Origin of the sequence: Clostridium folliculivorans (assembly GCF_024341905.1) — a bacterium.
Taxonomy (GTDB): Bacteria; Bacillota; Clostridia; order Clostridiales; family Clostridiaceae; genus Clostridium_AR; species Clostridium_AR folliculivorans.
On record NZ_BQXY01000002.1, the window covers coordinates 461,407 to 486,526 of the forward strand.

28 protein-coding genes and 1 riboswitch are annotated in these 25,120 nt (G+C 29.4%); of the genes, 6 read left to right on the plus strand and 22 right to left on the minus strand.

All coding sequences use genetic code 11. The features are described from left to right. The 3 genes from OCU55_RS08525 to OCU55_RS08535 form a co-directional block, all read right to left on the minus strand. Positions 1-1,155 carry a trans-sulfuration enzyme family protein gene (locus OCU55_RS08525; RefSeq protein ID WP_261851879.1) on the minus strand — a complete coding sequence of 385 codons (1,155 nt, stop codon included), beginning with the start codon at positions 1,153-1,155 and terminating at the stop codon, positions 1-3. Positions 1,156-1,368: 213 nt separating this feature from the next. Then, positions 1,369-1,485, minus strand: a riboswitch (SAM riboswitch). A gap of 128 nt (positions 1,486-1,613) precedes the next feature. Beyond that, on the minus strand, positions 1,614-3,344 hold the full coding sequence (locus tag OCU55_RS08530) for an oleate hydratase (RefSeq protein ID WP_261851880.1): 1,731 nt from the start codon (positions 3,342-3,344) through the stop codon (positions 1,614-1,616). 328 nt (positions 3,345-3,672) lie between these two features. Next, positions 3,673-3,891, minus strand: a complete 219-nt coding sequence (locus OCU55_RS08535; RefSeq protein ID WP_261851881.1) for a hypothetical protein — start codon at positions 3,889-3,891, stop codon at positions 3,673-3,675. Between the two features lie 342 nt (positions 3,892-4,233). Here OCU55_RS08535 and OCU55_RS08540 point away from each other — a divergent pair, with 342 nt between their 5' ends. After that, positions 4,234-4,731 carry a hypothetical protein gene (locus OCU55_RS08540; protein WP_261851882.1) on the plus strand — a complete coding sequence of 166 codons (498 nt, stop codon included), beginning with the start codon at positions 4,234-4,236 and terminating at the stop codon, positions 4,729-4,731. 118 nt (positions 4,732-4,849) lie between these two features. On the opposite strand, the gene OCU55_RS08545 is transcribed toward OCU55_RS08540, so the two are convergent. Then, positions 4,850-5,773 (minus strand): aldo/keto reductase, encoded by a 924-nt coding sequence (locus tag OCU55_RS08545; protein ID WP_261851883.1) that lies wholly within the window; start codon positions 5,771-5,773, stop codon positions 4,850-4,852. Between the two features lie 243 nt (positions 5,774-6,016). Then, on the minus strand, positions 6,017-7,063 hold the full coding sequence (rsgA, locus tag OCU55_RS08550) for a ribosome small subunit-dependent GTPase A (RefSeq protein WP_261851884.1): 1,047 nt from the start codon (positions 7,061-7,063) through the stop codon (positions 6,017-6,019). A gap of 627 nt (positions 7,064-7,690) precedes the next feature. Here rsgA and OCU55_RS08555 point away from each other — a divergent pair. Together OCU55_RS08555 and OCU55_RS08560 are read left to right on the plus strand one after the other, a co-directional pair. Beyond that, positions 7,691-8,473, plus strand: coding sequence for a hypothetical protein (locus OCU55_RS08555; protein ID WP_261851885.1), 783 nt, complete (start codon positions 7,691-7,693; stop codon positions 8,471-8,473). A gap of 13 nt (positions 8,474-8,486) precedes the next feature. Beyond that, positions 8,487-8,951: a hypothetical protein gene (locus OCU55_RS08560; RefSeq protein WP_261851886.1), complete on the plus strand. Its 465-nt coding sequence runs from the start codon at positions 8,487-8,489 to the stop codon at positions 8,949-8,951. Between the two features lie 119 nt (positions 8,952-9,070). On the opposite strand, the gene OCU55_RS08565 is transcribed toward OCU55_RS08560, so the two are convergent. From OCU55_RS08565 to OCU55_RS08595, 7 genes are all read right to left on the minus strand, one after another. Further along, positions 9,071-9,622, minus strand: a complete 552-nt coding sequence (locus tag OCU55_RS08565; protein ID WP_261851887.1) for a hypothetical protein — start codon at positions 9,620-9,622, stop codon at positions 9,071-9,073. 94 nt (positions 9,623-9,716) lie between these two features. Further along, positions 9,717-10,346 carry a hypothetical protein gene (locus OCU55_RS08570; RefSeq protein ID WP_261851888.1) on the minus strand — a complete coding sequence of 210 codons (630 nt, stop codon included), beginning with the start codon at positions 10,344-10,346 and terminating at the stop codon, positions 9,717-9,719. Between the two features lie 391 nt (positions 10,347-10,737). Next, positions 10,738-11,433 (minus strand): hypothetical protein, encoded by a 696-nt coding sequence (locus OCU55_RS08575; protein WP_261851889.1) that lies wholly within the window; start codon positions 11,431-11,433, stop codon positions 10,738-10,740. Positions 11,434-11,680: 247 nt separating this feature from the next. Then, the gene (locus OCU55_RS08580; protein WP_261851890.1) at positions 11,681-12,103 is read right to left on the minus strand and encodes a GNAT family N-acetyltransferase; all 423 of its coding nucleotides are present in this window, start codon (positions 12,101-12,103) and stop codon (positions 11,681-11,683) included. 89 nt (positions 12,104-12,192) lie between these two features. Next, positions 12,193-12,711 carry an NUDIX domain-containing protein gene (locus OCU55_RS08585; protein ID WP_261851891.1) on the minus strand — a complete coding sequence of 173 codons (519 nt, stop codon included), beginning with the start codon at positions 12,709-12,711 and terminating at the stop codon, positions 12,193-12,195. A gap of 27 nt (positions 12,712-12,738) precedes the next feature. Next, on the minus strand, positions 12,739-13,038 hold the full coding sequence (locus OCU55_RS08590; protein ID WP_261851892.1) for a hypothetical protein: 300 nt from the start codon (positions 13,036-13,038) through the stop codon (positions 12,739-12,741). Positions 13,039-13,082: 44 nt separating this feature from the next. Beyond that, positions 13,083-13,502 (minus strand): GNAT family N-acetyltransferase, encoded by a 420-nt coding sequence (locus OCU55_RS08595; protein WP_261851893.1) that lies wholly within the window; start codon positions 13,500-13,502, stop codon positions 13,083-13,085. Positions 13,503-13,779: 277 nt separating this feature from the next. Between OCU55_RS08595 and OCU55_RS08600 the strand changes: the two genes are divergently transcribed. Then, positions 13,780-14,124, plus strand: coding sequence for a hypothetical protein (locus OCU55_RS08600; protein ID WP_261851894.1), 345 nt, complete (start codon positions 13,780-13,782; stop codon positions 14,122-14,124). 188 nt (positions 14,125-14,312) lie between these two features. Here OCU55_RS08600 and OCU55_RS08605 read toward each other — a convergent pair whose 3' ends face one another. Together OCU55_RS08605 and OCU55_RS08610 are read right to left on the minus strand one after the other, a co-directional pair. Beyond that, positions 14,313-15,392, minus strand: a complete 1,080-nt coding sequence (locus OCU55_RS08605; RefSeq protein ID WP_261851895.1) for an acyltransferase family protein — start codon at positions 15,390-15,392, stop codon at positions 14,313-14,315. A 241-nt stretch (positions 15,393-15,633) separates the two neighbouring features. Further along, positions 15,634-16,599 (minus strand): alpha/beta fold hydrolase, encoded by a 966-nt coding sequence (locus OCU55_RS08610; protein ID WP_261851896.1) that lies wholly within the window; start codon positions 16,597-16,599, stop codon positions 15,634-15,636. A 261-nt stretch (positions 16,600-16,860) separates the two neighbouring features. On the opposite strand from OCU55_RS08610, the gene OCU55_RS08615 reads away from it, so the two are divergent. After that, a complete protein-coding gene (locus OCU55_RS08615; RefSeq protein ID WP_261851897.1) occupies positions 16,861-17,706 on the plus strand; it encodes a class I SAM-dependent methyltransferase in 846 nt (281 codons plus the stop codon). A 206-nt stretch (positions 17,707-17,912) separates the two neighbouring features. Here OCU55_RS08615 and OCU55_RS08620 read toward each other — a convergent pair whose 3' ends face one another. The 7 genes from OCU55_RS08620 to OCU55_RS08650 all read right to left on the minus strand — a co-directional run bounded on the left by OCU55_RS08620 (position 17,913) and on the right by OCU55_RS08650 (position 23,354). Then, on the minus strand, positions 17,913-18,284 hold the full coding sequence (locus OCU55_RS08620) for a four-helix bundle copper-binding protein (RefSeq protein WP_261851898.1): 372 nt from the start codon (positions 18,282-18,284) through the stop codon (positions 17,913-17,915). A 128-nt stretch (positions 18,285-18,412) separates the two neighbouring features. Further along, complete coding sequence (locus tag OCU55_RS08625) at positions 18,413-19,354, minus strand: hypothetical protein (RefSeq protein ID WP_261851899.1); 942 nt, start codon at positions 19,352-19,354, stop codon at positions 18,413-18,415. Between the two features lie 283 nt (positions 19,355-19,637). Beyond that, positions 19,638-19,958: a hypothetical protein gene (locus tag OCU55_RS08630; protein WP_261851900.1), complete on the minus strand. Its 321-nt coding sequence runs from the start codon at positions 19,956-19,958 to the stop codon at positions 19,638-19,640. A gap of 392 nt (positions 19,959-20,350) precedes the next feature. After that, positions 20,351-20,923, minus strand: a complete 573-nt coding sequence (locus tag OCU55_RS08635) for an NUDIX hydrolase (protein ID WP_261851901.1) — start codon at positions 20,921-20,923, stop codon at positions 20,351-20,353. 96 nt (positions 20,924-21,019) lie between these two features. Next, positions 21,020-21,487: a GNAT family N-acetyltransferase gene (locus tag OCU55_RS08640; protein WP_261851902.1), complete on the minus strand. Its 468-nt coding sequence runs from the start codon at positions 21,485-21,487 to the stop codon at positions 21,020-21,022. A gap of 39 nt (positions 21,488-21,526) precedes the next feature. Continuing rightward, on the minus strand, positions 21,527-21,769 hold the full coding sequence (locus OCU55_RS08645; RefSeq protein WP_261851903.1) for a hypothetical protein: 243 nt from the start codon (positions 21,767-21,769) through the stop codon (positions 21,527-21,529). Positions 21,770-21,953: 184 nt separating this feature from the next. Further along, positions 21,954-23,354, minus strand: coding sequence for a glycoside hydrolase family 1 protein (locus OCU55_RS08650; protein WP_261851904.1), 1,401 nt, complete (start codon positions 23,352-23,354; stop codon positions 21,954-21,956). A gap of 353 nt (positions 23,355-23,707) precedes the next feature. Between OCU55_RS08650 and OCU55_RS08655 the strand changes: the two genes are divergently transcribed. Further along, complete coding sequence (locus tag OCU55_RS08655) at positions 23,708-24,397, plus strand: GntR family transcriptional regulator (RefSeq protein ID WP_261851905.1); 690 nt, start codon at positions 23,708-23,710, stop codon at positions 24,395-24,397. A 116-nt stretch (positions 24,398-24,513) separates the two neighbouring features. On the opposite strand, the gene OCU55_RS08660 is transcribed toward OCU55_RS08655, so the two are convergent. Then, entirely contained in the window at positions 24,514-25,020 is a 507-nt protein-coding gene (locus OCU55_RS08660; protein WP_261851906.1) for a hypothetical protein, read from the minus strand. Positions 25,021-25,120 lie beyond the last annotated feature (100 nt).

A 25,120-nucleotide genomic window follows, 5' to 3' on the forward strand; every position in this document is an offset into this window, starting at 1 on the left:
TTAACACCTCAATGAGCTTTCTAAATCTTCAATTAAATCACTTATATTTTCAATACCTACTGACAGCCTTAATAAATCTTCTGTTACACCAAGTTTCTTCTTTATTTCAGCTGGAATTTCTGCGTGTGTTTGAGTTTGTGGATAGGTAATCAAAGTCTCAACACCACCTAAACTTTCTGCAAAGTTTATAACTTTAACATTTTTTAATATTTTAGCTACATCTTCCTGATTTCTGACTTTAAATGATATCATAGAACCAAAGCCAGTTGCCTGCTTTTTAGAAACTTCATATCCTTTATGTTCAGGTAATCCTACATAAAACACTTCTTTTATCTTATGATGTTTTTTCAAAAATTCAGCAACTTTTATTGCATTTTCTTGACTTTTTTCCATTCTTATATGTAATGTTTTTATTCCTCTAAGTATTAACCACGAATCAAAAGGCGCTAAGGTTGCACCTGTAGATTTTTCATAAAATCGTATTCTTTCATTTATCCACTCTTCATTAGTTACCACAAAACCAGCAAGGGTATCATTATGTCCGCCAAGAAACTTGGTTCCACTATGAACCACTATATGAGCTCCTAAATTAAGAGGTTTTTGAAAATATGGTGTTAAAAATGTATTATCTACTATTACAATTAGATTTTTCTCTTTTGCTAACTTTACCACTTCATTAATATCTACAACTTTCATCATAGGATTTGAAGGGGTTTCAATAAAAATAGCCTTAGTTTTTTCTTTAATATTATTTATTATTTCATTTAATTCAGTGGTGTCTATAAAATCATGCTCTATTCCATAAGGTCCATAAATATCTCTAAATAATCTAAAAGTACCTCCATATAAATCATCAGAAACCAAAATATGATCACCTGATTTAAATAAACTTAATACAGCAGTTACTGCTGCTACACCTGTAGAAAAGCCAGTGCCAAATTTAGCTCCTTCAAGTCTAGCTACAGTGTTTTCTACCTCTTCTCTAGTAGGATTTTGTAATCTAGAATAATCATACCCAGTACTTTCATTCAAGCCCCCATGCTTGAATGTAGCTGTCTGATAGATTGGAAAGCTTATTGCTCCAGTTAATGGGTCAAAGCCCTTACTTCCATGTACTGCTGTAGTCTCAAATTTTAGTGATTTCTCTGCACACATATCAAATGCCCCCTTAATATCTCGCTTAAGTAAAAATCTATACTTCTATTTTCATTGATAATTTGTTTTAAGTCAGCCTTTTCTAATGTATATGAAGAAACCTATTCTTTTTCTTTATACTTTATGAAGGCTTACCAATATATGAGCGATTCCTATACAGCAAAAAAAAATGCCAGAGAATAAACTCTGACATGTATCTACTACAGAAATCCATTCTCATCTTCCAGTTAAATAAAACTGCAGGATTTAGCACCATTACACAAATTAAATGAAATTTATGCTGGTTGCTGGGTTTCACAGGGCCAGTCCCTCCACCTCTCGCGATAAGCCAAAACTATTATTCAATTAATACATATTATATGCTGTATATTAGTTTTATGTCAATGCATTTTATAAAACTTTACCAATTTAATAATTATTTTTCCATTTTAGTGATACATAAATTAATTCGAATAAGTTTATCTAAAAGATGTCTTTAAAGCGTCCTTTAAAACCTTAGGATTTTTCTTATATGGGGTTACTGGACAAATTTTCTTATCTTTAACGTCGAATAAAGTATATATTGCTATTCTTGCTGCACGAACAGAATATTCTTCTGTGAATACCATATCTTCAGGTATTTCAACAAACTGACTTATCATTGCAAAATTTGTTGAGCCCTTTGGCACAACTTCTGGTCTATCAGTCTTCTTACGAGGTTGGAACTGAGAATCTATATACGGCATCATACATGGAATTACATTTACCACCGAATCCATTATTTCTTCTGTCTTATCCTCCATATGGAGATGATGTAATAACTCTATTAATATTTCTTCTCCAGTACATTCTCTCATAGGTTTCTTTACATAGTCACCTATTCTGTCAGTATATAGTCCATACCCCCAGAAAATAGTTGTATCAAGTGGTTGATTTTTAAAATGTGGTTGTGCTGCGACTACTATGCTCATCAACCAATTTGAGTCTTTAAAGGTCATTAGTGCTCCACTACCAGGGGTATTTGATGAGAACTTTTCAATAAGCTTAAGCAGCTTATTTCCTTTACAGGTTACAGTAAAGCTCTCCCAATTTGTCTCTTCATGATTACCAAAGAATGGTTCTGGATTTCCAAGTCCCCACTTTTTCTTAGCAATCTTAGCCCAAAGTTCTCCTGACATTGGCTTATCCGGTGTATATTCTGGTGCTCTATGCATATCTCCTAAAGTTGCGTTATCTGTCATACATCCATTTATCATGATGCAGACATCTTCATCCTTAAGCTCGATAACTTTTTCCCCTTCGCTGTCTTCCACATGTATTGCTGTTACAGTTATATCTTCACCTGGTTTGAAGTCAAGATCAGTAACAGTAGCATTTATACTAAAATCAACTCCAAAATTCTCCAAATAAGTCTTTAAAGGAAGAATTACTGAATCATATTGGTTATATGGGGTCCTTGTTACACCTTCTAAAGTTTCTATACGGGAGAACTCAAAAATCATACGATCCATATATCTCTTGAATTCAAACAAACTAGACCATTTTTGAAAAGCAAACGTAGTCTGCCACATATACCAAAAATTTGTTTCAAAGAAATGTGGTGTATTCTTAAACCATTGTTCAATGGTCATATCATCAAGTTTATCTTCAGAAGTAGCCATAAGCTTTCCAAGTGCCATACGATCAGCATTATTGAAGCCCATGCTAGTTACATCTTGAATAACTCCATTCCTGTCAATTAGTCTTGCTTTCGCATAAGTTGGATGTGACTTATCAAAATTTAATATTTCTTCAGTTACACTCATGTTAGGCATTTCTAAAGATGGTATAGTTGATAGCAGCTCCCAAAAATTCTCATAAGTCTCTTCATTTAGCATTCTGCCTCCTCTGCAGATAAAGCCATTTAATGCATCTCCGGCACCATCATTACTACCACCAAGTATCTTAAGTCCTTCTATTATATGAATATTTTCACCTTTAAAATTACAATCTCTTATAAGATAAGCAGCACCAGCTAAAGACGCTAATCCACCCCCAACAAAATAAACCTGCTTAACTTCACTATTAGAAAGCCTTTGCAAACTTTTATCTGTCACTTTTGCTCTATCCTTCATTTTTTTTGCACCTATGGCTGCCACAGTTGCAGCACCAGCTATTGCTCCTAATGCAAGTAATATGTTTACATTATCCTTACTAGACTTTTTACTCATGCCCTTTTCCTCCATTTTACACTTATAAGTTGGTATGAACCTTTATGATATCTTTTTATTTAGAATCATCTCAACTTATCTATTTTAATGCCTTATCTATTACTAATTATAAATCAGGATTTTTTCATTGTAATTATACAGTTTAACTCATTTGTCTAGTAATTATAATAATTTATAAGAAGCCCCTATATGTACCTTAGACATATTTTCTAGCTGATTAAAAAAGTGAAAGATATATTACCCCATTAAAATATTTCATAATAATTATTCTTCTGACCATAATCTGCGAACTAAAGTTTTGGCATTATCACAGCAAATCTTCCATTCACTAAGAACGTGTTATATCGTCATATCTAAGACTCTCTTCAAAACCTTTTTTAAACCCTTCTTTAAATCCTTTCTTAAATCCCTTTTTATAACCTTTCTTAGCTGCCCTTTTTGCAGCCTTCTTAGCAGCTTTCTTTATAACTTTTTCAACCTTTTTTTCTTCATTTCTATTTACGGTTTCACGTAAACTATATTTACCGGGAATATTATCATTATCCATACTCTATAACCTTTCTTCTAATTCACTTATTTTTTACAGAAAAGAAATTTTATTTTTATTATACTTTGTTAAAACTTATCCTTCATGATCGTCTCCTATTCTTCGTCTTTATTTATATAATACGTCCCAATTAAGTTTAGTTTCTAAGATATAGGTATATTTGTATAATAAAATTACAATTAACTTATCCCAATTATTTTAGTAGAAAAGTTCCATAAATGATTATGCTTTTATTGCAACTGATACAAGTTTAATTATTAAAGTAGAGCTTTATATTTCATGTGTCATATACCCTTTACTAGATGTATAATATTAATATAGCTACTTTATATAGGGGGAAAAATGTACATAAATATTGACAATAAAGAAATTGATCAAAGTTTTCAGGAAAAATTAATTGGCGTTGGCCATGTTGATTCTAAAGGCAGGATAAAGTCTAAGCAAAAGATTTACTGTAATACTATTGAGCATAATTTTATATTAACCGAATCAAATTTTAAGACTAATAAAATTAATTTATTTAAGATCCCTAGGTGGTTAACTATCCCAGTATCTATTATCTTGTACCTATATTTATTTTTAGATCATAATAAGATTTTTGGCACTTTAAACCTTTTGGCTGGTTTTTATCTTATGTACTACTTCTCAGAAAAAAGCATAAGATTTAAAAAACGTAACTTTTTTATAAAATTTATAATTATGGCTTTAATCACTATATATATGCTTTTCTTTGGAGCAGGAGCTATATTATCTGATTCATTAGGCAGCACTGATATAAAAAATACTAATCGAAATCCTTCAATCGAAGCTTCTTTTAATTATTTTTACTTATTTGCATAAATTTATAATAAGAAAAGATCACTATAGCATTTTCCTAAGCTTCACTTTACTTTGATTTCTTGGAAAGTAAAAAGCATCCCAAATCTCAATTTAAAACTTGGGATGCTTTTATATTCAATTAAGGTAATTGATTTCCCGCTGCAAGGTATATTGAATACCATTCTTCTCTGCTGAGTTCAACTTTTGAAGCTGCACAGATTTCTCTAATACGATTTGGGCTCATTGAACCAACTATAGTTTGAATCTTTGCTGGGTGTCTTAAAATCCATGCTGTGGCTATAGCTGTATTCGTTACACCTTTTTTCTCTGCAATCTCATCAATCTTTTTGTTTACCTCAGGGAATTTATCATTATTTAAGAATACCCCTTCAAAAAATCCATACTGGTATGGAGACCATGCTTGTATTGTTATATCTTTTAGACGGCAATATTCAAGAATACTTCCATCTCTATCTATAGATCTATCAACCTTCATATTTACATTGATACCTGAATCAATAATTCCAGTATGCATAACACCAAATTGTAATTGATTGATTATAATGTTATTTTCGCCTAAGTATTTATTTAAAAGCTCTATCTGCATTGGATTTTGATTACTTACTCCAAAGTATTTTACCTTACCGCTATCATGTAACTGAGTAAATGCTTCTGCAACTTCCTCTGGTTCCATTAAAGTATCTGGACGATGCAATAATAAAGTATCAACATAATCTGTTTTTAATCTTTTTAGACTTCCGTCCACTGAAGCTAATATATGCTCTTTTGAAAAGTCGAACATCTTTCCTGGAACTATTCCACACTTAGTTTGTATTATCATCTTTTCTCTTATATCTGAATTCATTCCTATTGCATCAGCAAATATTTCTTCTGACTTTCCAGCACCATAGATATCTGCATGATCAAAGAAGTTTATACCTTCTTCTAAAGAAACTTTAATTACTTTTTCTGCTTCCTCTTTGCTTAATGCAGCCATTCTCATACAACCTAGAGAAATTTCAGAACCATCGATCTTACCATTTCCTATTTTTATATTTTTCATTACTTCCCCTCCTAGTATAACTTTCACTATAAATTACGAAAACCAACAATTGTTTACATTTTCAATTTACTATTTTTATTGTACAAAACATTTTATCGAAATTCAAATGAAAACATTTTCTGTTTTTGAAAATATCCAGTTGATTCTATAATATTTATAGTTTTTCTTTATTACTGGCCTCACTATAAATAAACTTATAAAGTAAAAAAGTTGGATCCTAAAGACCCAACTTAATATTATCACTTATCTAGCAAACTGCTTTTTCTTATTATTACTCTTATCTCTACTTAGTAGCTTAGCTTTTTTCTCTGCAAATTCAGCCTCTTTTCTAAGCTTTATGAAATTTTTCCATCTTTCAATAGATAATTCACCACTTTCCAGCGCAGCTTTAACTGCACATCCTGGTTCAGTTTTGTGCTTACAATCACTAAACTTACAATTTAGTTCTAATTGTTCTACATCAGAAAAAGTAACATTAAGGCCATCATCAACCACCCACATCCCGAGTTCCCTCATACCAGGAGTATCAATTATCATCGTACCATTCTTTAGCATAATAAGTTGCCTATGAGTTGTAGTATGCCTTCCCTTACTATCATCTTCCCTGATATCATTTACGCGCATTACATCTTCTTCCGCTATAGCATTTACTAGTGATGACTTACCTACACCAGATGATCCAAGAAGTACAATTGTTTTTTCTGGCTTTACAAATTTTTTTATATCATCAAATCCCTGACCTGTGTATGAACTTACAGCAATTATAGGCACCCCAATAGCCACTGTTTCTAATTCAGCTATATAGCTTTCACAATCATCACATAAATCAGCTTTAGTAAGAATTATTACAGGATTTGCTCCACTTTCCCAAGCACAAGTCAAATATCGTTCAATTCTCTTTATACTAAAATCATAATTAAGAGATGTCACTATAAATACATAATCAAAATTCGTTGCAACTATCTGCTCTTTTTCATGAAAAGAATCCATTCTAGCAAATTTGCTTTTTCTATCAAGAACCTTATATATTATGTCATCTCCCATAGTATTTTTCTTTACTAAAACAAAGTCTCCTATTGCTGGATACACACTACTCGAACTATCATTATAAAAAATCGATCCTTTAAGTTTTGCGCTATTTTCCCCATCACTTGTCATAAGCTTGTAATATTCTCTATGCACTTCAAGAATCCTTGCAGGTACTAATTCACTACAATCCATTGTGATTTCATCTATTTGTCTTTCATAAAATTCATTGTATCCATATCGTTTTATAGTACTATTATTCATCTAATTCCTCCAAATTTATAAAGTTGTTTTCTATCCTAAAATTACCGAGTAAAATCACCATATTAAATCACTCCCTTAAAAAGTTTTTTATATCAATAACTTGATATAAGTTTCTAATTTTTCTTTCTTACTTTAGTCTAAAAATGGGCATAAAAATACCGTAGATAAACAACCCTTAATGTGCTGCTATCTACGGTTAAAGAATGTAGAGTTATGTAGCTTTTAAGCTGCATAACTCTACAAAAAAAACACGACCTTCCTGCCGTGTTACTAATCCATTTAAGACAGTATATTATGAAAGGTTATATATTACTGCAAAAATACAACACAAACAAAGGGTATGCTTACCCTACAGTTATATCTTTGCCCATATTTAGTTTTAGACTGCAATCACCTTTAAATTTGCATTCATAAAACAACACTCCTTTCAAAATAAAAATACCAATTTTTTGAGTACCTTTATGTATCTATTCTATTCAGTTTTGTAATTTTTGTCAACACTTTTACTTATTTTACTAGTTAGGATTTTTTCAAGTAAATAAACGCATTTTTGTTATAGTTATTAAATATCTACTTATACTATAACAGATTTAACTTATAAATTAAGCATCTCAAGGAGCCAAACTTATGTCTAATATACAATTTGATAAGAACTATGCAAGAAGAACCTTGCTATATGTAAATATATTTGGAACAACACAACTTCATTTAAGGAATCCCTTTATAATAGCAGCTTGGTCCTTAGCATTTCCAGGTATGGGACACCTTCTACTTTCAAAATACTTACGAGGCTTGGTTCTCTTCCTATGGGAAATATATATAAACTATAACTCACATGTTAATCTTTTGATTTTATATTCTTGTATAGGAAACTTTGAAAAGGCTAAGCAAGTAATAAACATTAGGTGGCTGTCTCTTTATCTCCCTATATATATTTTTGCAATATGGGATAGTTACAGAAGTGCTGTAGACTTAAATCATGTTTGTTTACTAGCGAGAAGAGAAGATAAGGATATTCAAACTTTCAAGATGAATTTTATTGAAATTAATTATTTGGATAAAAGAAATCCTTGGGTTGCTACTATGTGGTCGCTACTAGTACCAGGTTCTGGTCAACTTTATCTTCATAGACTTATTACAGCATTTTTTCTCATCATATGGTGGATTATTATTTGCTATAATTCTAATTTTCTTCCTGCAGCTCATTGCACATTACTTGGAGATTTTAAACAAGCTAAAGAAATATTAGATATGCAGTGGTTTCTAAATATACCTTCGGTATATTTATTTGCTATGTATGATGCTTACACTAATACAATTGAAACTAACAAACTATTTGATTGGGATCAAGCAAAATTTTTAAAGAAAAATTATCAGCCCTCAAATTTTAATATGCCCTCAAAAAAATGAAAGAGGTGTGAAAATGCATATAGTTTCTACTTTTGATCATTCAGTTTATTTAGAATTAGCCATTACTGAAATAGAAATGAAGGGAATAAAGAAGGAAAATATTCTAGCTATTCCAATTGATAAAAGGAATGAAGATATAAGTTTTTTTGATTCTATTCACAGCTCAGATGGCCTGAGTTTATTAGATCTGCCTTCAATTTTGGCTGTTATATTTGGAATCTTTGGAGAAATATATGGTTTTGTATTGAAATGGGGCCCCTTCTTATGGGGATTAATAGGTATATTAATCGGAGTACTATCAGGATTGATTATAAAATTAATCCTTACAAGAAGTTCTAAAAATAAAAGTAAAGATAGAAGAGGTACTGAAGTAGTGTTGATTATAGAGTGTACTGATATTCAATCAGATATGATTAAATCTATACTTTGGTCAAATAAAGCTCTTGGAGTTAGCAGCTTATCGCTAAATAAAAGCTAACTAATTCTACCTTTTTACACATAAGTTTTGTTTGACCCAATTAAACTAAATAAAAAACTAAGAGGTACACCATGTATTTCCAATCATGCTGTACCTCTTTACTTAAGCCTAATTTTTATTTAATTAAGGTCATAACTGCATTTACTCATAAACATCATAGTCCTAATTGCAACTACGATTTCTGCTATAAATATAATTACAAAGTAAACCAACCCTAGCAAAGGGACAAATATAAAGATGAATGTTAAAGCAAATCCAATCTGCAAAAACAAATACTGATTCCACTTCTCACCTGCTTCTATCTTTAAAGAACTGTTCCCTTTCTGACTTGCCATCTCTTGTATCCCCTGAAAAAGATTGTAAATTGTGAGTAAATTAAATATTATAGATACAATAAAAAGAATTATTGCAATTAAAGCTGAAAAAGTGAAGCTAAAACTTGTAAGTGGTATAGAAGAATTAAAGATTCTAGGAATTGATAAAATTATTAAAACAATATTATACTTTCCTGCCTTTAAAAAATAGCTACTTTCATTTGACAACTTACTAAACCCAATAGCAAAGAAAATATAGCCTACTATGTCTGGCAAAATATCAAAATTATTAATATTGAAGCTCAGCATAACAAAAAGAAATCCCCAAAACAACCACGTAAAACCGCTTTTTTTCATAAACTTCCCCTAATAATTATTAATTTATGTCCCTATAGTTATATAATACCATATTAGTAAAAATAAATCATTATTTAAAATCAAGCTACATGCTTTAGTTAAGTTGGACTTTGGACCCAATACAAGTTCCAGTTTTAGAATCATAATAGATTTGAGTAAATTTATTATCTTGATTAAGTCCAGTAACTGTCATAAATGTTTGTTTTCCATTATTCATGAGAGAAAAATGAAATCCATTAGCCCAATCAATTCCTGGTTTCAATTTAAAATCCTTCTTGGCTTTTTCTATTATTTCAGTTGAATCAACCTTTATGGAATCAAAATCAATTATTACATTTGCCATTGTTTTTTCCTTGTTTATTGGAAACTTCTTAACTTCTCCATTGTCTATAGAAATTTGGAGTGTTTCTTCAGCTGAAAGGTTTGCAAATATAAGATTCCACTTTTTTCTCTTTCCTGATACTCCAGAAAATTCTCTTTCGTCATCATCAACACTTGTAATTAGCACAAGCTTAGAATCTTTATTCCAATTCATTGCTTCTTTTAATGCTAATAAATAGGCTTCTTTTAATGAAAACCTCTTAGTTGATAAATTTTGATTCTTAGTAATTGTGTTAGTAGTTAATTTCTTTGAATTTTGAGATAAAAAAGAATTATAGAAAATCATGCTTACAACTAATAGAAAGATTGTTAAGATAGTAACTATTCCATTTTTGCGCCCCATTACTCACCTCTTTCTACATAAAAATATCTTTGAATCAGATAAAATGTAAAATTCAGAGCTACAAATAAAATTTTTGATATAATGTTGATCAAAGTTACATTATATGTATGTTTCTGATTTAATTGTATTTAGTTACTTACTTATTGTCAACATTATCCTTTATAATCACATTAAATTTCAGCTTAAAACATTGAACATTTCATTATTTCTAATTTACTTATTTTTCAATATTAAACAAAAATATTTAAAAACAGTTTCATATCTTTTTCAATTTTATAATAAAAATAAATTTTGTTAATTTCAATTATTGTGTGATAGTTCCTTATTCATTAAAAAATTGCAAATAAAAAATCCTGAGCTGAAATTTAACTCAGGATCATTTTAAAAGTTTTTAAGCCTCAATACTTGCTACAGTAGTATCATCAGTAGTATTATAAACACTCTCAGCATTACCTTCATTTCTCATTGGTGGAACTAATATATTCATAATAGAATCCTTTTGAGCTTCAGTAATTGTTCCACTTTCAACAAGACTATCTAAGGGATCTTCGAATTTAGATTCGCTTGTATTTGAATTTTCTTTTAATGATTTAAATGCATTGATTACTGACGTTTGCTGATCCTCAGAAATAGTTCCGTCTGAAACCAAACCACTTAGCTTCTCATCAATATTTGATATCCCTTCCGGTCTTTTATGATGCATATGTGATTTCGATATATTTTTAAAAGTTTCCTTAATGGAATCTGCTTGATTTTGAGAAATTACACCACTACTTACAAGTTTGCTTATTGGGTTTGTTGGTCTACTACCATATGTACCTGCTACATTTAATTTCATAGAGCTGTTAAAGGCATCTTGAATAGCAGTTTTTTGATCTTCAGTTATTGTGCCACTAGAAACTAAACTCTCTAACGGGTTAGTAAAACTAACATTTTGACTTGCTTGTACAGCATCAAAATTAGACTGATAAGCATCTTGTTCCTCATAATTGCTGCGACGAACCTTAGATATTAGTTGGCTTGAATTTGAAACTTGTGTAGCACCATTAGTATACCAACTGCTTGAAATTCCGTTTATTGTTGACATAGCATCAACTCCTCTTATCATATTATTAAAATTTTTATACTACTCTTAAAAGTATACTTTTAACTTACTTAAAAAATATCGAAATAATATGTGAAGATTGTGTGAGCTATACAATATTTCCATTGAAATTATCTAGAAAACTCTGTAAGTTTACTTATAAAAAAACTTCAGTTTAATGTAAACTGCTAAATTAATGCATTAAGTGAGATATTATAATAAGCAGTTATAGCCTTATTGCATACTCTGATTACTCAATAAATCCTTTTTCTCTCTTTTCTTCTGCATTATTGAACAATGCCATCGCTGTTGTCATTTTCTTAAAATTAGATTTTTCGTAAAAGCCTTCTTTTCCTGGAGCTGCATATAAAATATAATTGCAATTAGGAATCGTACTTGTTATTCTTTTTAAAAGCGCTTTTCCTATTCCTTTCCCTTGATATTCTGGTAAAATTGCCAAATCATATATTGCAGCTTGATATACTCCATCTGAAATCGCTCGTCCAAAACCAATTAACTTTTCATTATCAAAAGCAAAGACAGTAATATAACTATTGCTAAAAGCTTTTTTATGAATTTCTGGATCTGAATATGACATTCCAACAGCACTTAATATCCTTGGTACAGTATTCCAATCTATATTACAACAATTATTTTTATATATTATTTCCACAACTATCACTCCTTATTAAAACATTTATCATTATATTATTTTTCTATATAAACTTATCAAATACTACTTAAAGTAAAATCATATAAATCCTATGTAAGTCCATAATATCTCTGTATTGCCTTCAAAGCTTTAGTTTCTCGGTATACCCAAGGATTTATATCCTCACCGTTTTCAAGTATTAATTCATTTGCAGAAATAGCCTTATCTAATTCAATTAGTTTTGGTGAGAAACCTAGTTCTTTTTCATAATCATCTAGTTTTTGATTTACCTTATCATCTTCAATTTCACAAAGATAATAATGTGAAACCATCTGAAAAATAGTGTCTTCTTCATATTTGTCTAAGCTTCTTTGTACAATTTGCCCAATTTTTTCTTTTACCGTTCTCACTATATATCCTGTTTCTTCCATGACTTCTCTTTTTAAAGTATCTTCATGAGTTTCATTTTTATTAGCTCCACCGCCTGGAAACTTATAATCACCTTTGTTAGTATTCACTAATAAAATCTTATTTCCACATGGAATAACCGCTCTAATGGCTTGTCTATTAATTATTTTTATTGATTCTCTATCAAGATCATTCAGTCCAATGTTGTATTCAAAAAGCACTTTTATTTCACCCTCTCTCCATTTTAATTACATCTTATATTTATTGCTAATTATTAGCTCAACTATTCTATTTGCTAACACTAAAACTGTACTTATCAACCCTACATTTTCTCCACTTAATATATTAAATAGATACATAAAACCTATAATCACAAAGAGAATTCCGGATAATACATCAGATAATGTCTGATATTTAATATATTTCTTATAAATATCTTTATTCTCATTCCAGCATCTATCTATATTGGTATCTTTACTAAAAATTGAGATTGCAACAATTAATATTCCAAGGAATATTATTAAAATACTAAATAATATTTTAATCATTTAATTTCTCCTAAAATCTAATAATACTAATTATAAATCAATTATTAATTATGTATAAATAAAGACATTCCTGATCCACAATTTAGATTTGGCCTTTTCTCAAATCCTGATTTTTCATAGAAACCTTCTTTTCCATATGCACTCATTAGTTCAATACATACTTTCCATCCCTTTGGAGTTTTACATTTTATAAAATCTAACATATCCTCAATGATCAATTTTCCTATACCTCTTCCCTGATTGTTTGGAGAAACTACCAAATCTTTTATAAAATAAGACATACTACTGTCTCCAAAGAGCCTACCCATTGCGATTATCTTATTTTCTTCCATTACACAAACATTGTACAAAGAATTCTTTATAGCTAAATCAACTTGTTCTACTGACGGATGCCCCCATCCAACAGCCTCTACCAATTCAATGAATACTTCTGCCGTCAATATTCCTCTTTTTATTTCAATCATTTTTAATCACCTTCTATTTCTAATCCAACCCTAAATTCACCTTTAACTTCAAATTCTTCTTCCTTATTTCGTTTTTGCTCCATATAATGCTACTCCAATACTAAAATCCAAACTCATGAAACATTAATATCCTCTAATAACTTTACTTTACAGCACTTTTAATATTATTGTAATCCTATATTTTTATGAATCAGTTATAATTATATAAAGATATAATTATAGCTTTAATCTAAGTTTTCATAAAAATACAATGGAAATATTAAATTTGAGGTGCATTATGAAAAAAAACAAAAAAATCTTGATATTTACATTATGTTTTATATGTTTTTTACTTTCTATACACGAAATAACTTTCTTAATAGATCGGTCTGAAATAAAAAATGGTAACAATCCAGTATTTATATTTAAAAAAGAAGTATACAAGGATGGCGGAACAACCATTTATTACGGCTTAGGATACCAAATAATATCTTGGAATACAGTTAGTTCAGAAAGTGTTGATGGTATAGAAAAAGATGGAACTTTAAAAGGAATAGAAACTCACAGATTCCCGTTTTACAATAGTGTTACAAAAGGTGGAAAACCATTAATAAAATTAGAATTTGCTGAGGGAGTTTTTTAAAAGCTCCCTTTTGCTATATAATGATCTATTACTTTAATGCCCGCTATCTTTAATATCTCTTTTAATTTAGGCGCTGTTAAAGCACCGTGTCGAAATTGATTGATTAATCATCCGACGCTTTAATGAGCTTACGCAAAGAATTAATATGACTTGTTCATAGGAATGCTACAAAAGTAAATACAGCTTTTCTACTTTATTCCAAATAAAAATTTTGTTAATCTAAATCTTTTAATTAACTCATATGTAATTAAACAAATCATAAAAGTAAGTAAGATTATTGAAATATATTGCAATAAAAATATATTTACTGATTTTAAAATAAAATATCCTATTATAACAAGGTAAGTTTGATGCATTATATATATAGGAAAAGCCGCTTTTGAAAAGTATGAAAGAAAACCTGCTTTAAAATTAAGATATTTTTTTCCATAGCCAATGCAAGCTAATAAAGAAATCCATATTGTAAAATAGTAAATTAATGAAAATATAATACCTAAAGTGCTAAATCCATCTAGCCAGCCAACAGTGTATATCTCAATCAACATTGTTATTGAACCGATGATTGTTACTATTAAATAGTATAATCTATATTTTTCTATCATCTCACATATTTTCTCATCTAAAGTTAGAATAAATCCTGCAATAAAAATCAACCCATATACAAATATATTCTTTCCTCCAATGCTAGGCAGAATAGAAATTATTGTTATAGCAAGTCCCATAATTGTTATCTTTAATGGATGGCTAAATAATTTAATCAGCTGATTTTTAACTTTATCAGATTTCAATATGCTTCTCATTAATGGCAAAGTAAATATAGATATTATAAATAAGAAAATTATGAACCACAAAGGACCTGGAGTAAAACTTCCAAAATATCCACTCAAATCAGAAAAATCGCTGAAAAACTTTTCCAAATAATTAAAAAAACTATCATTATAGTTGTAATGAAACTTCATAGCAATATAACCTTGTGGAGGCATGACAATTAGTATCCCAACAAATAGTGGAACAAAAAGTCGTAAAAACCTTTCTTTGATATACTGCTTATTTGTTCTACTTGACAAAGAAAATTTACTAGACATCCCGGCAATCAAAAACATTAATGGCATAAACCAAAATGAAAGAACCACCAAGTTTGTGGTAAACAAATGAGGAGTGCCCTGTACATAATTTGCCTCATTCCCATCAAATATTCTTGCTGTATGGAAAGGAAATAAAAAAAGTATACAAATATTTCTTAACCAATCTATATAATGTTTTCTCATTATATCCCCCTCAAAATTTATGAACTATTAATGTAGCTTATTAAATTTAAGTGGTGAGCCCTCCCATGACTTAACAACTTACCACTCAACTTAACAATTTACTTAAATTTATCAAAAGTTAAAATAGCTTTAAGTGATTTACTATTTTATTATATTGTTTTTTCACTTTTGCACCTAAATCTTATTATATATACAATACCAGTAAATTTCCATAATATAATTCTAACAAAATAAATCTAAACTAAATTTGCTGCTTTCTGTTTTCAGTAATTTCTTGCAATGCTTCAAAAAACAAATCTGGCTGATCTAACATTGTCATATGTCCAGCATTTGGTATTAAGTAGTACTTTTTAAATGGAGCTTCTATTTTATTAAAATATTCTTCAGCCTCACTATAAGGAGTTTGCCAGTCATTTCCCCCCATTATATAAAAGACTGGTATCTCATATTTATTAGATTCTAATTTCAAATTGAAATTCACTAAGAATTCAACTAATTTTCCATTTGATTTAAAGGCTTTCATCAACGCAATAATATCTGATAATTTAAAGATAGGGCTCTTAAAGGCAATAAGTGATATTGATAAATTCATACTTGCAGCTAACCTATACTTTTCTTGAAGTTTTCTCAATTTCAAGCACTTTTTCAACCACTCTTCACTATATTCTTTATCTGGATATTCACCAATAGCTTCAAGCTTTTTTAGAGATTTAATATCATTTTTTTTCAAGATTAATTCCTTAACCTTTTCATAACCAACTCTTTCATTATCTAACATAGAGACAACTTGACCAACACCGATATAATAAGATATCTCTTCTGGATATTTTTTTATAAAAGTACTCCCTAAAACACTCCCCCATGAATGTCCAAGTAAGATTACTTTATTTTTATTATACTTTTTCTTTAAGTAATGAACTATATCGTATAAATCCTTTAGTAATAAATCTATAGTAGGATATTTGTCTGGATTTTTAGTAAGAGTCTTTCCTGCTCCTCTTTGATCCCAATGGATTACTGTATATAAATCCTCCCACTTTCTTTGAAAGCCTTCAGTGAATAATGATTCAGCACTTCCTGGCCCACCATGTAAATACAGCATTACTGGATTATCATAACTTATGCCATTATGAAACAAAAACTGCTCTATCCCATTGATATATACATACTCTTCAACATAAATCAATTTATTTAGCTTTTTTCTCATAATATTAATTCTCCCTTTTTCGATTTCTATATATTTCTATATGTATGAAAAGTTAAATTATTCTTAAATAGTTACTTTGCTGTCTTTTATTTCCCTGCTCTTATGAGATAATATCTATGTGTAGGCAGTGAATATTATAGACTTATTATAAATTTTGGATTGAAGCGTTTTATCTTTATTATATTTATAATTATGATTTTGATATAGATAATTATGCTCTGATTAACTGTTCTACAATAACATAAAAGGTAAGGTGATTTTATGAATAATGAAGATTTGGATATTATACTTGGTTGTATGGCTACAAGCGTTAACATGCCACATATGCAGAGAATTCAAACAAAGCACAGAGTCAAATTGGCTGAGTTTTGGGATATAAAAAAAGACTCAAGAATATTAGAGATAGGCTGTGGTCAAGGTGATACCACTGCGGTTTTAGCTTATTTGGTTGGACAAGATGGGCTTGTTCAAGGAATTGATATTGCTCCCCCAAGTTATGGTGCTCCAATTACAGTTGGTGATTCAGTTGATTATCTTAAAAATTCCACATTAGGTAAACAGGTTAAAATAGATTTAGAGGTTGATATACTATCTCCTTCAGTAGAATTTGAAGATGGATCCTTTGACATGATTATTCTTTCTCATTGTAGCTGGTACTTGAAATCATCAGAAGAACTTTTGGCCATATTAAAAAAAGCAAGAAAATGGGGAAAGAAACTTTGTTTTGCTGAGTGGGATACCAACTTATATCTAAAAGATCAATATCCTCACTTATTAGCGGTACTTATACAATCTCAATATGAATGTTTCAAAGAAAATAGTATTTCCAATGTCCGTACTTTATTTACACCAAAGGATATAAAAGAAATTGTAGTAGCTTCAGGCTGGAATGTTACTAATGAACAGATTATTCATTCATCTTCACTTCATGATGGTAAGTGGGAAATTGATATGGTTTTACATAACTATTCTGTAGAATTAGAAAACTTAAAACCTACTTCCACAAAATTAGCCAATTTAATTAAGTCTGAAGTAGACTTATTAAAATATTATATCAAAGATAATAACATTGAACCATTATCTACTTTTGCATTAACCGCAGAATAGTTTTCAAAGATTTTGAAACATTCATATTCTAGAAAAGTTTGGCAGGTAACCAAATTTTATTTTTTACTGTATTCCTTTAAAAGGTATACACTGAAATTCTAGATTTGAACAGCATAAGATTTTTTATACTTCTCTTTAAAACAAAAAAATTGCTACAAAGATATTTCTTCGTAGCAATTTCTTATATAATTTTCTTCAAAATATAATTACATATTTATCATCTTTGTACATTCTGTTGCACATTCACTACATACATGAGCACAAACCTGACAATGTTCATCTTTAAATTCTCTACACTCATTTTGACACTCTTGACATACTGTAGCACACAACTGGCATATTTCTTTTGAGAATCCACTACCTCTAGCCATAAGGCATGCTGCTGTTGAACATATTTCCGCACAATCTTGAAGAGTTTTTATACAAGTTCCTCTTGCCTCTACATCAGCCTCTTGAAGGCACATACTAAAACATTCTTGGCATATTTGTGCGCATTTCACACATAAATCTATACAGCTTTGAGTTGGATTTCCTCCCTGCATAAGAGAAATAACTGGTACCTCTAATGATGTTGCCATAATAAACTCCTCCTGTTAATTAAAAATATTTGTATACAGGATTTAAATTTCCCCTTACCTAACCTAAATATTCTTTATAGAGTTATAAACATTATGACAAACCATAACATTTTACTGTTCTATATAGGCTACTTTACTCGTGCCTTCAATTCTTCATATAAGCTATTTGTTTTTGTTTTATTATCCTCATTATAGATTATATACGAGTCTTTAAGCCTTATCATTATATATGGCGAACTATTCTTGAATATAAATATTCTTCCAGCTCCATAAGAATTAATATCAAATTTACCTCTCGCATATATAGATGTCAAAGCTCCATTAATTTTATTTACCTTAGGCACCTCATCTATTAATTTAACGTCTTGTATTTCTGAAGTATTAAATGCAGTGCTATAATCCAAGTCACTAACTTTTATTTTATCTCCATCTATGTATATTGACGGAGTATAAAAATCAGTTAAAAGTAAATAAGTGGATAAAACCATTGCAATTGTTATTACTGCAGCTAATGTACCGAAAGTGAAAATTTTCCCTTTTTTAATACCTAAATTAACTGTATTCCCAAGTCCTATTCGCTTTGATACTATGAAAGATTTATCTTTAGGATTACAATAGTTAATGCCATTTGGCCAAAATTCATCATCATAGGTTAACTTTTTACTATTTATATCAATGGTTTTAACCCCACTTACTCCCCACTTATTTTTACTTTTCAACAGTCTCATCCTCTTGTTTGCCAAATGAACAACTCTTCTTGATGATATTAATAGAGATGTTATCCATGCAAAAAAATATACAATTTCTAACGAAGGATACCCTGCAAAATCAATTTTGAGTAGTAATTCTGGTACAAATAGTAAACCAAAAACTATAGCTAAGGTATTAATATTTTTTATATATAATAACTCTAACTTTTCTACTTGTTCATCATTTAACTTATCCTTTGGCAAAGTAACCCCAAGAATGATATTATCATCAGCTTTTAGTGCTGTTTTTAACGAATATAAGGTTGAAACTAAAAATAAGATTTGAATAAATAATATTACAATGAAAAACATATTATTCATGCTTCACCTCCTGAAATTAATACTTTCACTATATTCAGCCTTTGCAAAGGTTATAAACAAAAAATAGATTTTCAAAAACATATCTTATCTATTATTGCTTCAGATATTAATATTTGCCAATTTAACTAAAATTATTTAAGCTTAGCAAGTTTAATTTAAAAATATATATTTAATAGATGCATATATCATTTCATTTATATTTTTAAAACATCTACTCAAAAGTTTGAAATATTTTAAAAATAGTTTTTGGTTCAAACTTATCTATAATTTACAATACATAATATCAAAATGAACTATTTAAAATTAACTTTCCATCCTTGGCATAATAATCGTAGGTGGCTACAATGTCACCTGTAGATATTGAATCTTCTACTTTGCAATAATCAAGTATGTTTCGTGTATTTGAAAAGTTGATTCTATATTTTTTGTCCACCGTATTTACAACAACATATTTTATTGAAGGATTTTCAACTCTTCCATAGTATATAAGATACTTACCATCGCTTGTTTGAAATACTTGTGCTCTAGAACTTCCAAAAAAACTATTTATACTTGTTACTTTATATCTATTGAATAACTTATCTCCTAATTGTAATAAAAACAATTTATTATTAACTTCAACTAAAGTATATTTTGCTTTTCCTAGCTTTATAGACTGTAATATATAAACATCTTCTATACTAGCACTTTTATCTATTAAATTTCTTACCCCTTTTTTAGCTAATGTCTCATTATCAAAATTTATTGTTATTGAAAAGTAATAAACTAATACTAATACAGCTGCAATCGGTAGAAAAAAAAGGTACTTTTTCCTTGGCTTCTCATTTTACCACCTACTATTATTATTTTATTTGAAAATAAAATATCCAAGTTTTATAAAATATATTCAATTAAATTAAAAGATTTATTTTTAAACTCTACAGTATTATAAAAGTAGGTATTAAAAACAAGCAGGAAGACTATCTATGTCCCCCTGCCCTTATATTTATAAATTCACTATATTTTTCTATTCATTTCTTTAGCAGTTTTTATTAACTTATTATATAAGAAAACATCATTTGCATCAAAGTATTCGCTTGTAAACTTATCTATTGAAAACCAATCAACTGCACTGTTTTCATCTTCTTTAACTATAAGTTCTTCAGTTTCGTCAGCAATCAATATGTAAGATATTGAAAGATGTAAATGGGCACTTACATACTTACCATTTTTATAATGGCCATAAACCGGTAATATATCAAGTGAAGCTATTTCATCTTTTAATGCAGATACGTTACAAATTCCAGTTTCCTCTTTAGCCTCCTTGATTGCTACATGAAGAAGGTCGCCATCCCCATCTGCATGTCCTCCGGTCCATGCCCATGTATTTCTTATATTATGATGAATCATGAGAGCTTTGTCTAAGTTTTTATTCATTATAAAACCAGAGCTTGTTATATGCGCAAATTCATTATCTCTAATTAAAATATTGTTAGGGTACTGAGTTATATATTCAATAATAATACTCTTATCTTTTTCTTCTTGTTCATTTTTAGGAATATATCTATTAATTTGTTCTATAAAATCCATATCTAATGCCTCCATCATATTCGTTCAATATTCTTATACCAATTATATACATGAAGGCTTCATTTTTCAAATATTTATACTAGTATTACTTAACTTTTACTGCACAGGCTTAGTTTTCATCATCAGATGTTCGTTTATACCTTTTCTATAAAAGCTAGGTATAATACCCACTTGCTCATATCCAATTTTTTCATACAGCTTCTTTGCATCTTTATTAAAGTCTGCCACCATTAGAAATATCATACTGTCTTTCTTGAATATATTTTCTTCAAATTGTTTTATTAACTTTTTTCCTATTCCTTTACCTCTAAATTCTTGTCTTACAGCTATTATATGTAGATAGGTGTGTATTCCAAAAGTGCCATATCTTTCGTACCAAATAAACCCTACACATTTTCCAAGGATATCTATTGCCACATCTATTTCTTTATTCTTCAGTCCACTTAATAGTATTTTTCGAGCATCAAAACTTTCAAAGTAAGCTTCTCCTATCTCTGAATTAATTAGCGCTTCGTAACAATCTTCTAAATTTTCTATTTCACCTTTTTTAATAACCACATCCATATATTCATCTCCTTAAAATTATTTTGAAGCAACTTCTCTTCATTGTCTTACATCACCGTAAAAACTAAATAAATCCATTAAGAAGTCCACTATTTTTTCCTTACTAAAAAAAACGGTTTGTCTAAATGATCTTTCAATAACTTCATCTAAATCTCCTATGTAAATATCATCAAATATTTTTATCTTTTTATATTTGCTATTTCCTGGAAAATATTTCAATTTATTAACTAACCTAAATCGACTTCTGTTATTACATATTAAATCACAATTTATCCTACTCATATTTACTTTCATCTTTATAGCCAAATTATTAAATTACCTTTCCTAATTAATTCTAATTTTTAAATTTAAAATTCCTACTACATAATACTTTAATTTTTCGCTCTTAATTATAGATAAAAATAGGGCTAAGACTATTATACCAATGCATAATTATCTTAACCCTTTTATCATTTACCCAAATTAATTATATTATTTCGTTATTTCCAGCTACAGCTTTTATCCAAGCTGCTGATTTCTTTTTTACTCTAGTATATTTATTTGCTAAATCAACACTTACAAAACCATATCTGTTTTTGAATGCATTGTTCCATGACCAGTTATCAATAGCTCCCCAATAGTGATATCCTCTGCAGTCAGCTCCATCTTCTATTGCTCTTGCTACCCATTCTAGATGTTCTTTAACAAAATCAATTCTGTAATCATCTTCAATCAATCCATCAGCATTTCTATATTTTTCTTCACCTTCAACACCCATTCCATTTTCGGATATAAAGAATGGAAGTCCAGGGCATTCTTTAGTTATCTTCATAGCAAAATCATAGATTCCTTTAGGATATATCTCCCAACCTCTGTAAACATTCATCTTTCTTTCTGGCCAAATATAAGGATCTGAGAATTTAGGATTTCCATACTCATCAAACTTCTCTGCCGGAGCCTGAACTCTTGCTGGTTGATAATAGTTAAATCCTAACCAATCCACTTTACCACAAGATAAAATTCCTTCGTCTCCTTCTCTTAAATCTGGTAGAAGACCTAGTTCCTCTAATGTATCTAATATATCCTTAGGTAATGTTCCTTTACTGCATACGTCAAGCCACCATCTGTTATGTATACCATCAGTCATTCTAACAGCTTCTAAATCTTCCTTTGAAGGATTTTCTTTAGTATAAGGTGGTGCAAAATTATTGATAAGTCCTATATCACAGCTATCTGAAATAGTTCCTTCTGCTTTTAATTTATTAAATTCTCTTACTGCTAAACAGTGTGCTAATGTTATGTGATATTGTCCTAGCATACCCTTTTTGTAATTCACTTCATATGGATACCATGCTCCACTCATATACATTTGCATTGAAACAACTATAGGTTCATTAAATGTAAACCAATGTTTAACCTTCGAACCAAATTCCTTAAATGCAAGCCTTGCAAAATTGGCATAAGCCTCAACCACTTCTCTATTTAGCCAACCACCTCTATCTTGAAGATACTGTGGTAAGTCAAAATGATGAAGATTCATAAATACATCAATACCATTTTCTAATGAACAATCAATCACTTTGTGATAGAATTCAACTCCTTTTGGATTTAAATTACCATCTTTATCAAGAAGTCTTGACCATTGAATAGATGTTCTATATGATTTTAAATTTAAACTCTTTAATATTTTTATATCTTCTTCGTATTTATTGTAGAAATCATTACCTACGTAAGAACCTACATTATTGTGGAATGCATTTATTTCTAAGTCGGACCAATGATCCCAAACTGATGGTAACTTTCCATCCTTATTGTGTGCGCCTTCTGTTTGTGGACCTGACATAGCTGCTCCGAAAAAGAAATCTTTTGGTAGTTTATAATTTGCCATATAAATCTGCACCTCTCTCCTCAATATTTTTACCTATGTTTACTAATTAAATATTCAAAATGTCTTAAGTTCATTTTATCAGTCCGTATCATTCACTTATCACATTGTCTATACAAGAATTTTTTTCTTAAAGTTTAAATTGTGTTATAATTTTATTATGAACTTAACCATGCTCAGTATGCTGTTTTTGTTAAATAAGATTTAGCATAACAACTAAAGAGTTCCTTTATTGAGATTTAATATATACATTTCCTAAAATCTCGGCTTCCGATGATTTTAGGGCATGTATATATTAATAGTTGAACTAGGAACTCTATAATTACTATAGATAAACATAGACTAGGAGGATTAGCTTGAAAAGTAAGGAAATTATTGATGACTTAATTAGTAAGATTATATCAGGTGAAATGCCTGCTTCTTCTAAAATTCCTTCCGAAACACAATTATCCATCAAATACGATTGCAATAGACACACAATAAGGAAGGTTATTGATCATCTTATTGAAAGAAATTATCTAACCAAAAATTCTAGTGGACTCACTTATGTCATGGATTTCACTGCATATGATAACAACAACCTTTTTATCACTTCATTGTCAGATCATCATATAGCTAAAAATATAAAATCTGATGTACACAAATTTGAACTAGTCATAGCTCCAGATGAGATTTGCGATTATCTTAATATAGAAACTGGCTCTAAGGCTTGGTATATAATAAGGGTTCGTTATGTAAATTCTAATTTACATCATCTAGAAGAAATCTATATGCCCTATTCAATCTTTTCTAATCTTACTGTAAAAGATTGTGAATCAAGTCTACTAACTTACATAGAATCTCAGTATGACTTCAGAATAAGTCATAGCATAAGAAATATAAGTTGTGTGAAATTAAATGATGAAGAGTATAAACTCTTAGACCTTCCCAATGATACTTTAGTTATGCAAGTTACTAACACTGGCTATTTAACTAATGGACGAGTATATGAATACTCTTTAACAAAAACTAGAGAAAACAGATTGACTTATTACTGTCGAAGATAGCATATTTAGAATAAAAATGATGCTTTATCACTACTATTTTTTCCCACATTCGTTTATAAAGGTAAATACGCAAAAAATCGCAAATGCAATTCATATTTGCGATTTTTTATTTTCAATTAAAACTTTCCTGCAAACATACTTGCACCATTATCACCATTATATGGCTGAGCACCTTCTACTGTAACATTACATATTACAAGTTTATACTGCTCTCCTTTAGGGATATTATTTTTAAAGGTAAGTATATATACATTTCCAAGTCCATTTTTAGATTCTATTTTAACTATATCTCTTGTAAGAGAATTACTTTTATCTGCTTCACAATTTTGCCCAACAGTAGCTATTCCTTCTGGCTCCTCATTTTTCAAATCTTTTATCCAGTAATTTGTAGGCTGTTCTGCTAAACTTTTATCCACATCTCTATCGTAAGTTATCTTGATTTGATTAGCTGAAATTTGTTCAGACTTTAATAATCTTGGAATCGAATTTTGATCATATGTCTGAAAAGTTGAGTGTATCGTAGGATTTTCCTCTGTAGGTCTAGCGCTGACTTCATTATGGAAGCAAGGCTGAGTTATCATAAGTGTACATAAAATTAGAAAACTATTAATAAACTTCTTCATGTTTCCCTCCTATTATATCCAATTCTTATAGCCCAAAGTTATATTTCCCAAAAAACTTAAAATTATTACATATTTAACAATTTGAATTACTTTAAAAACA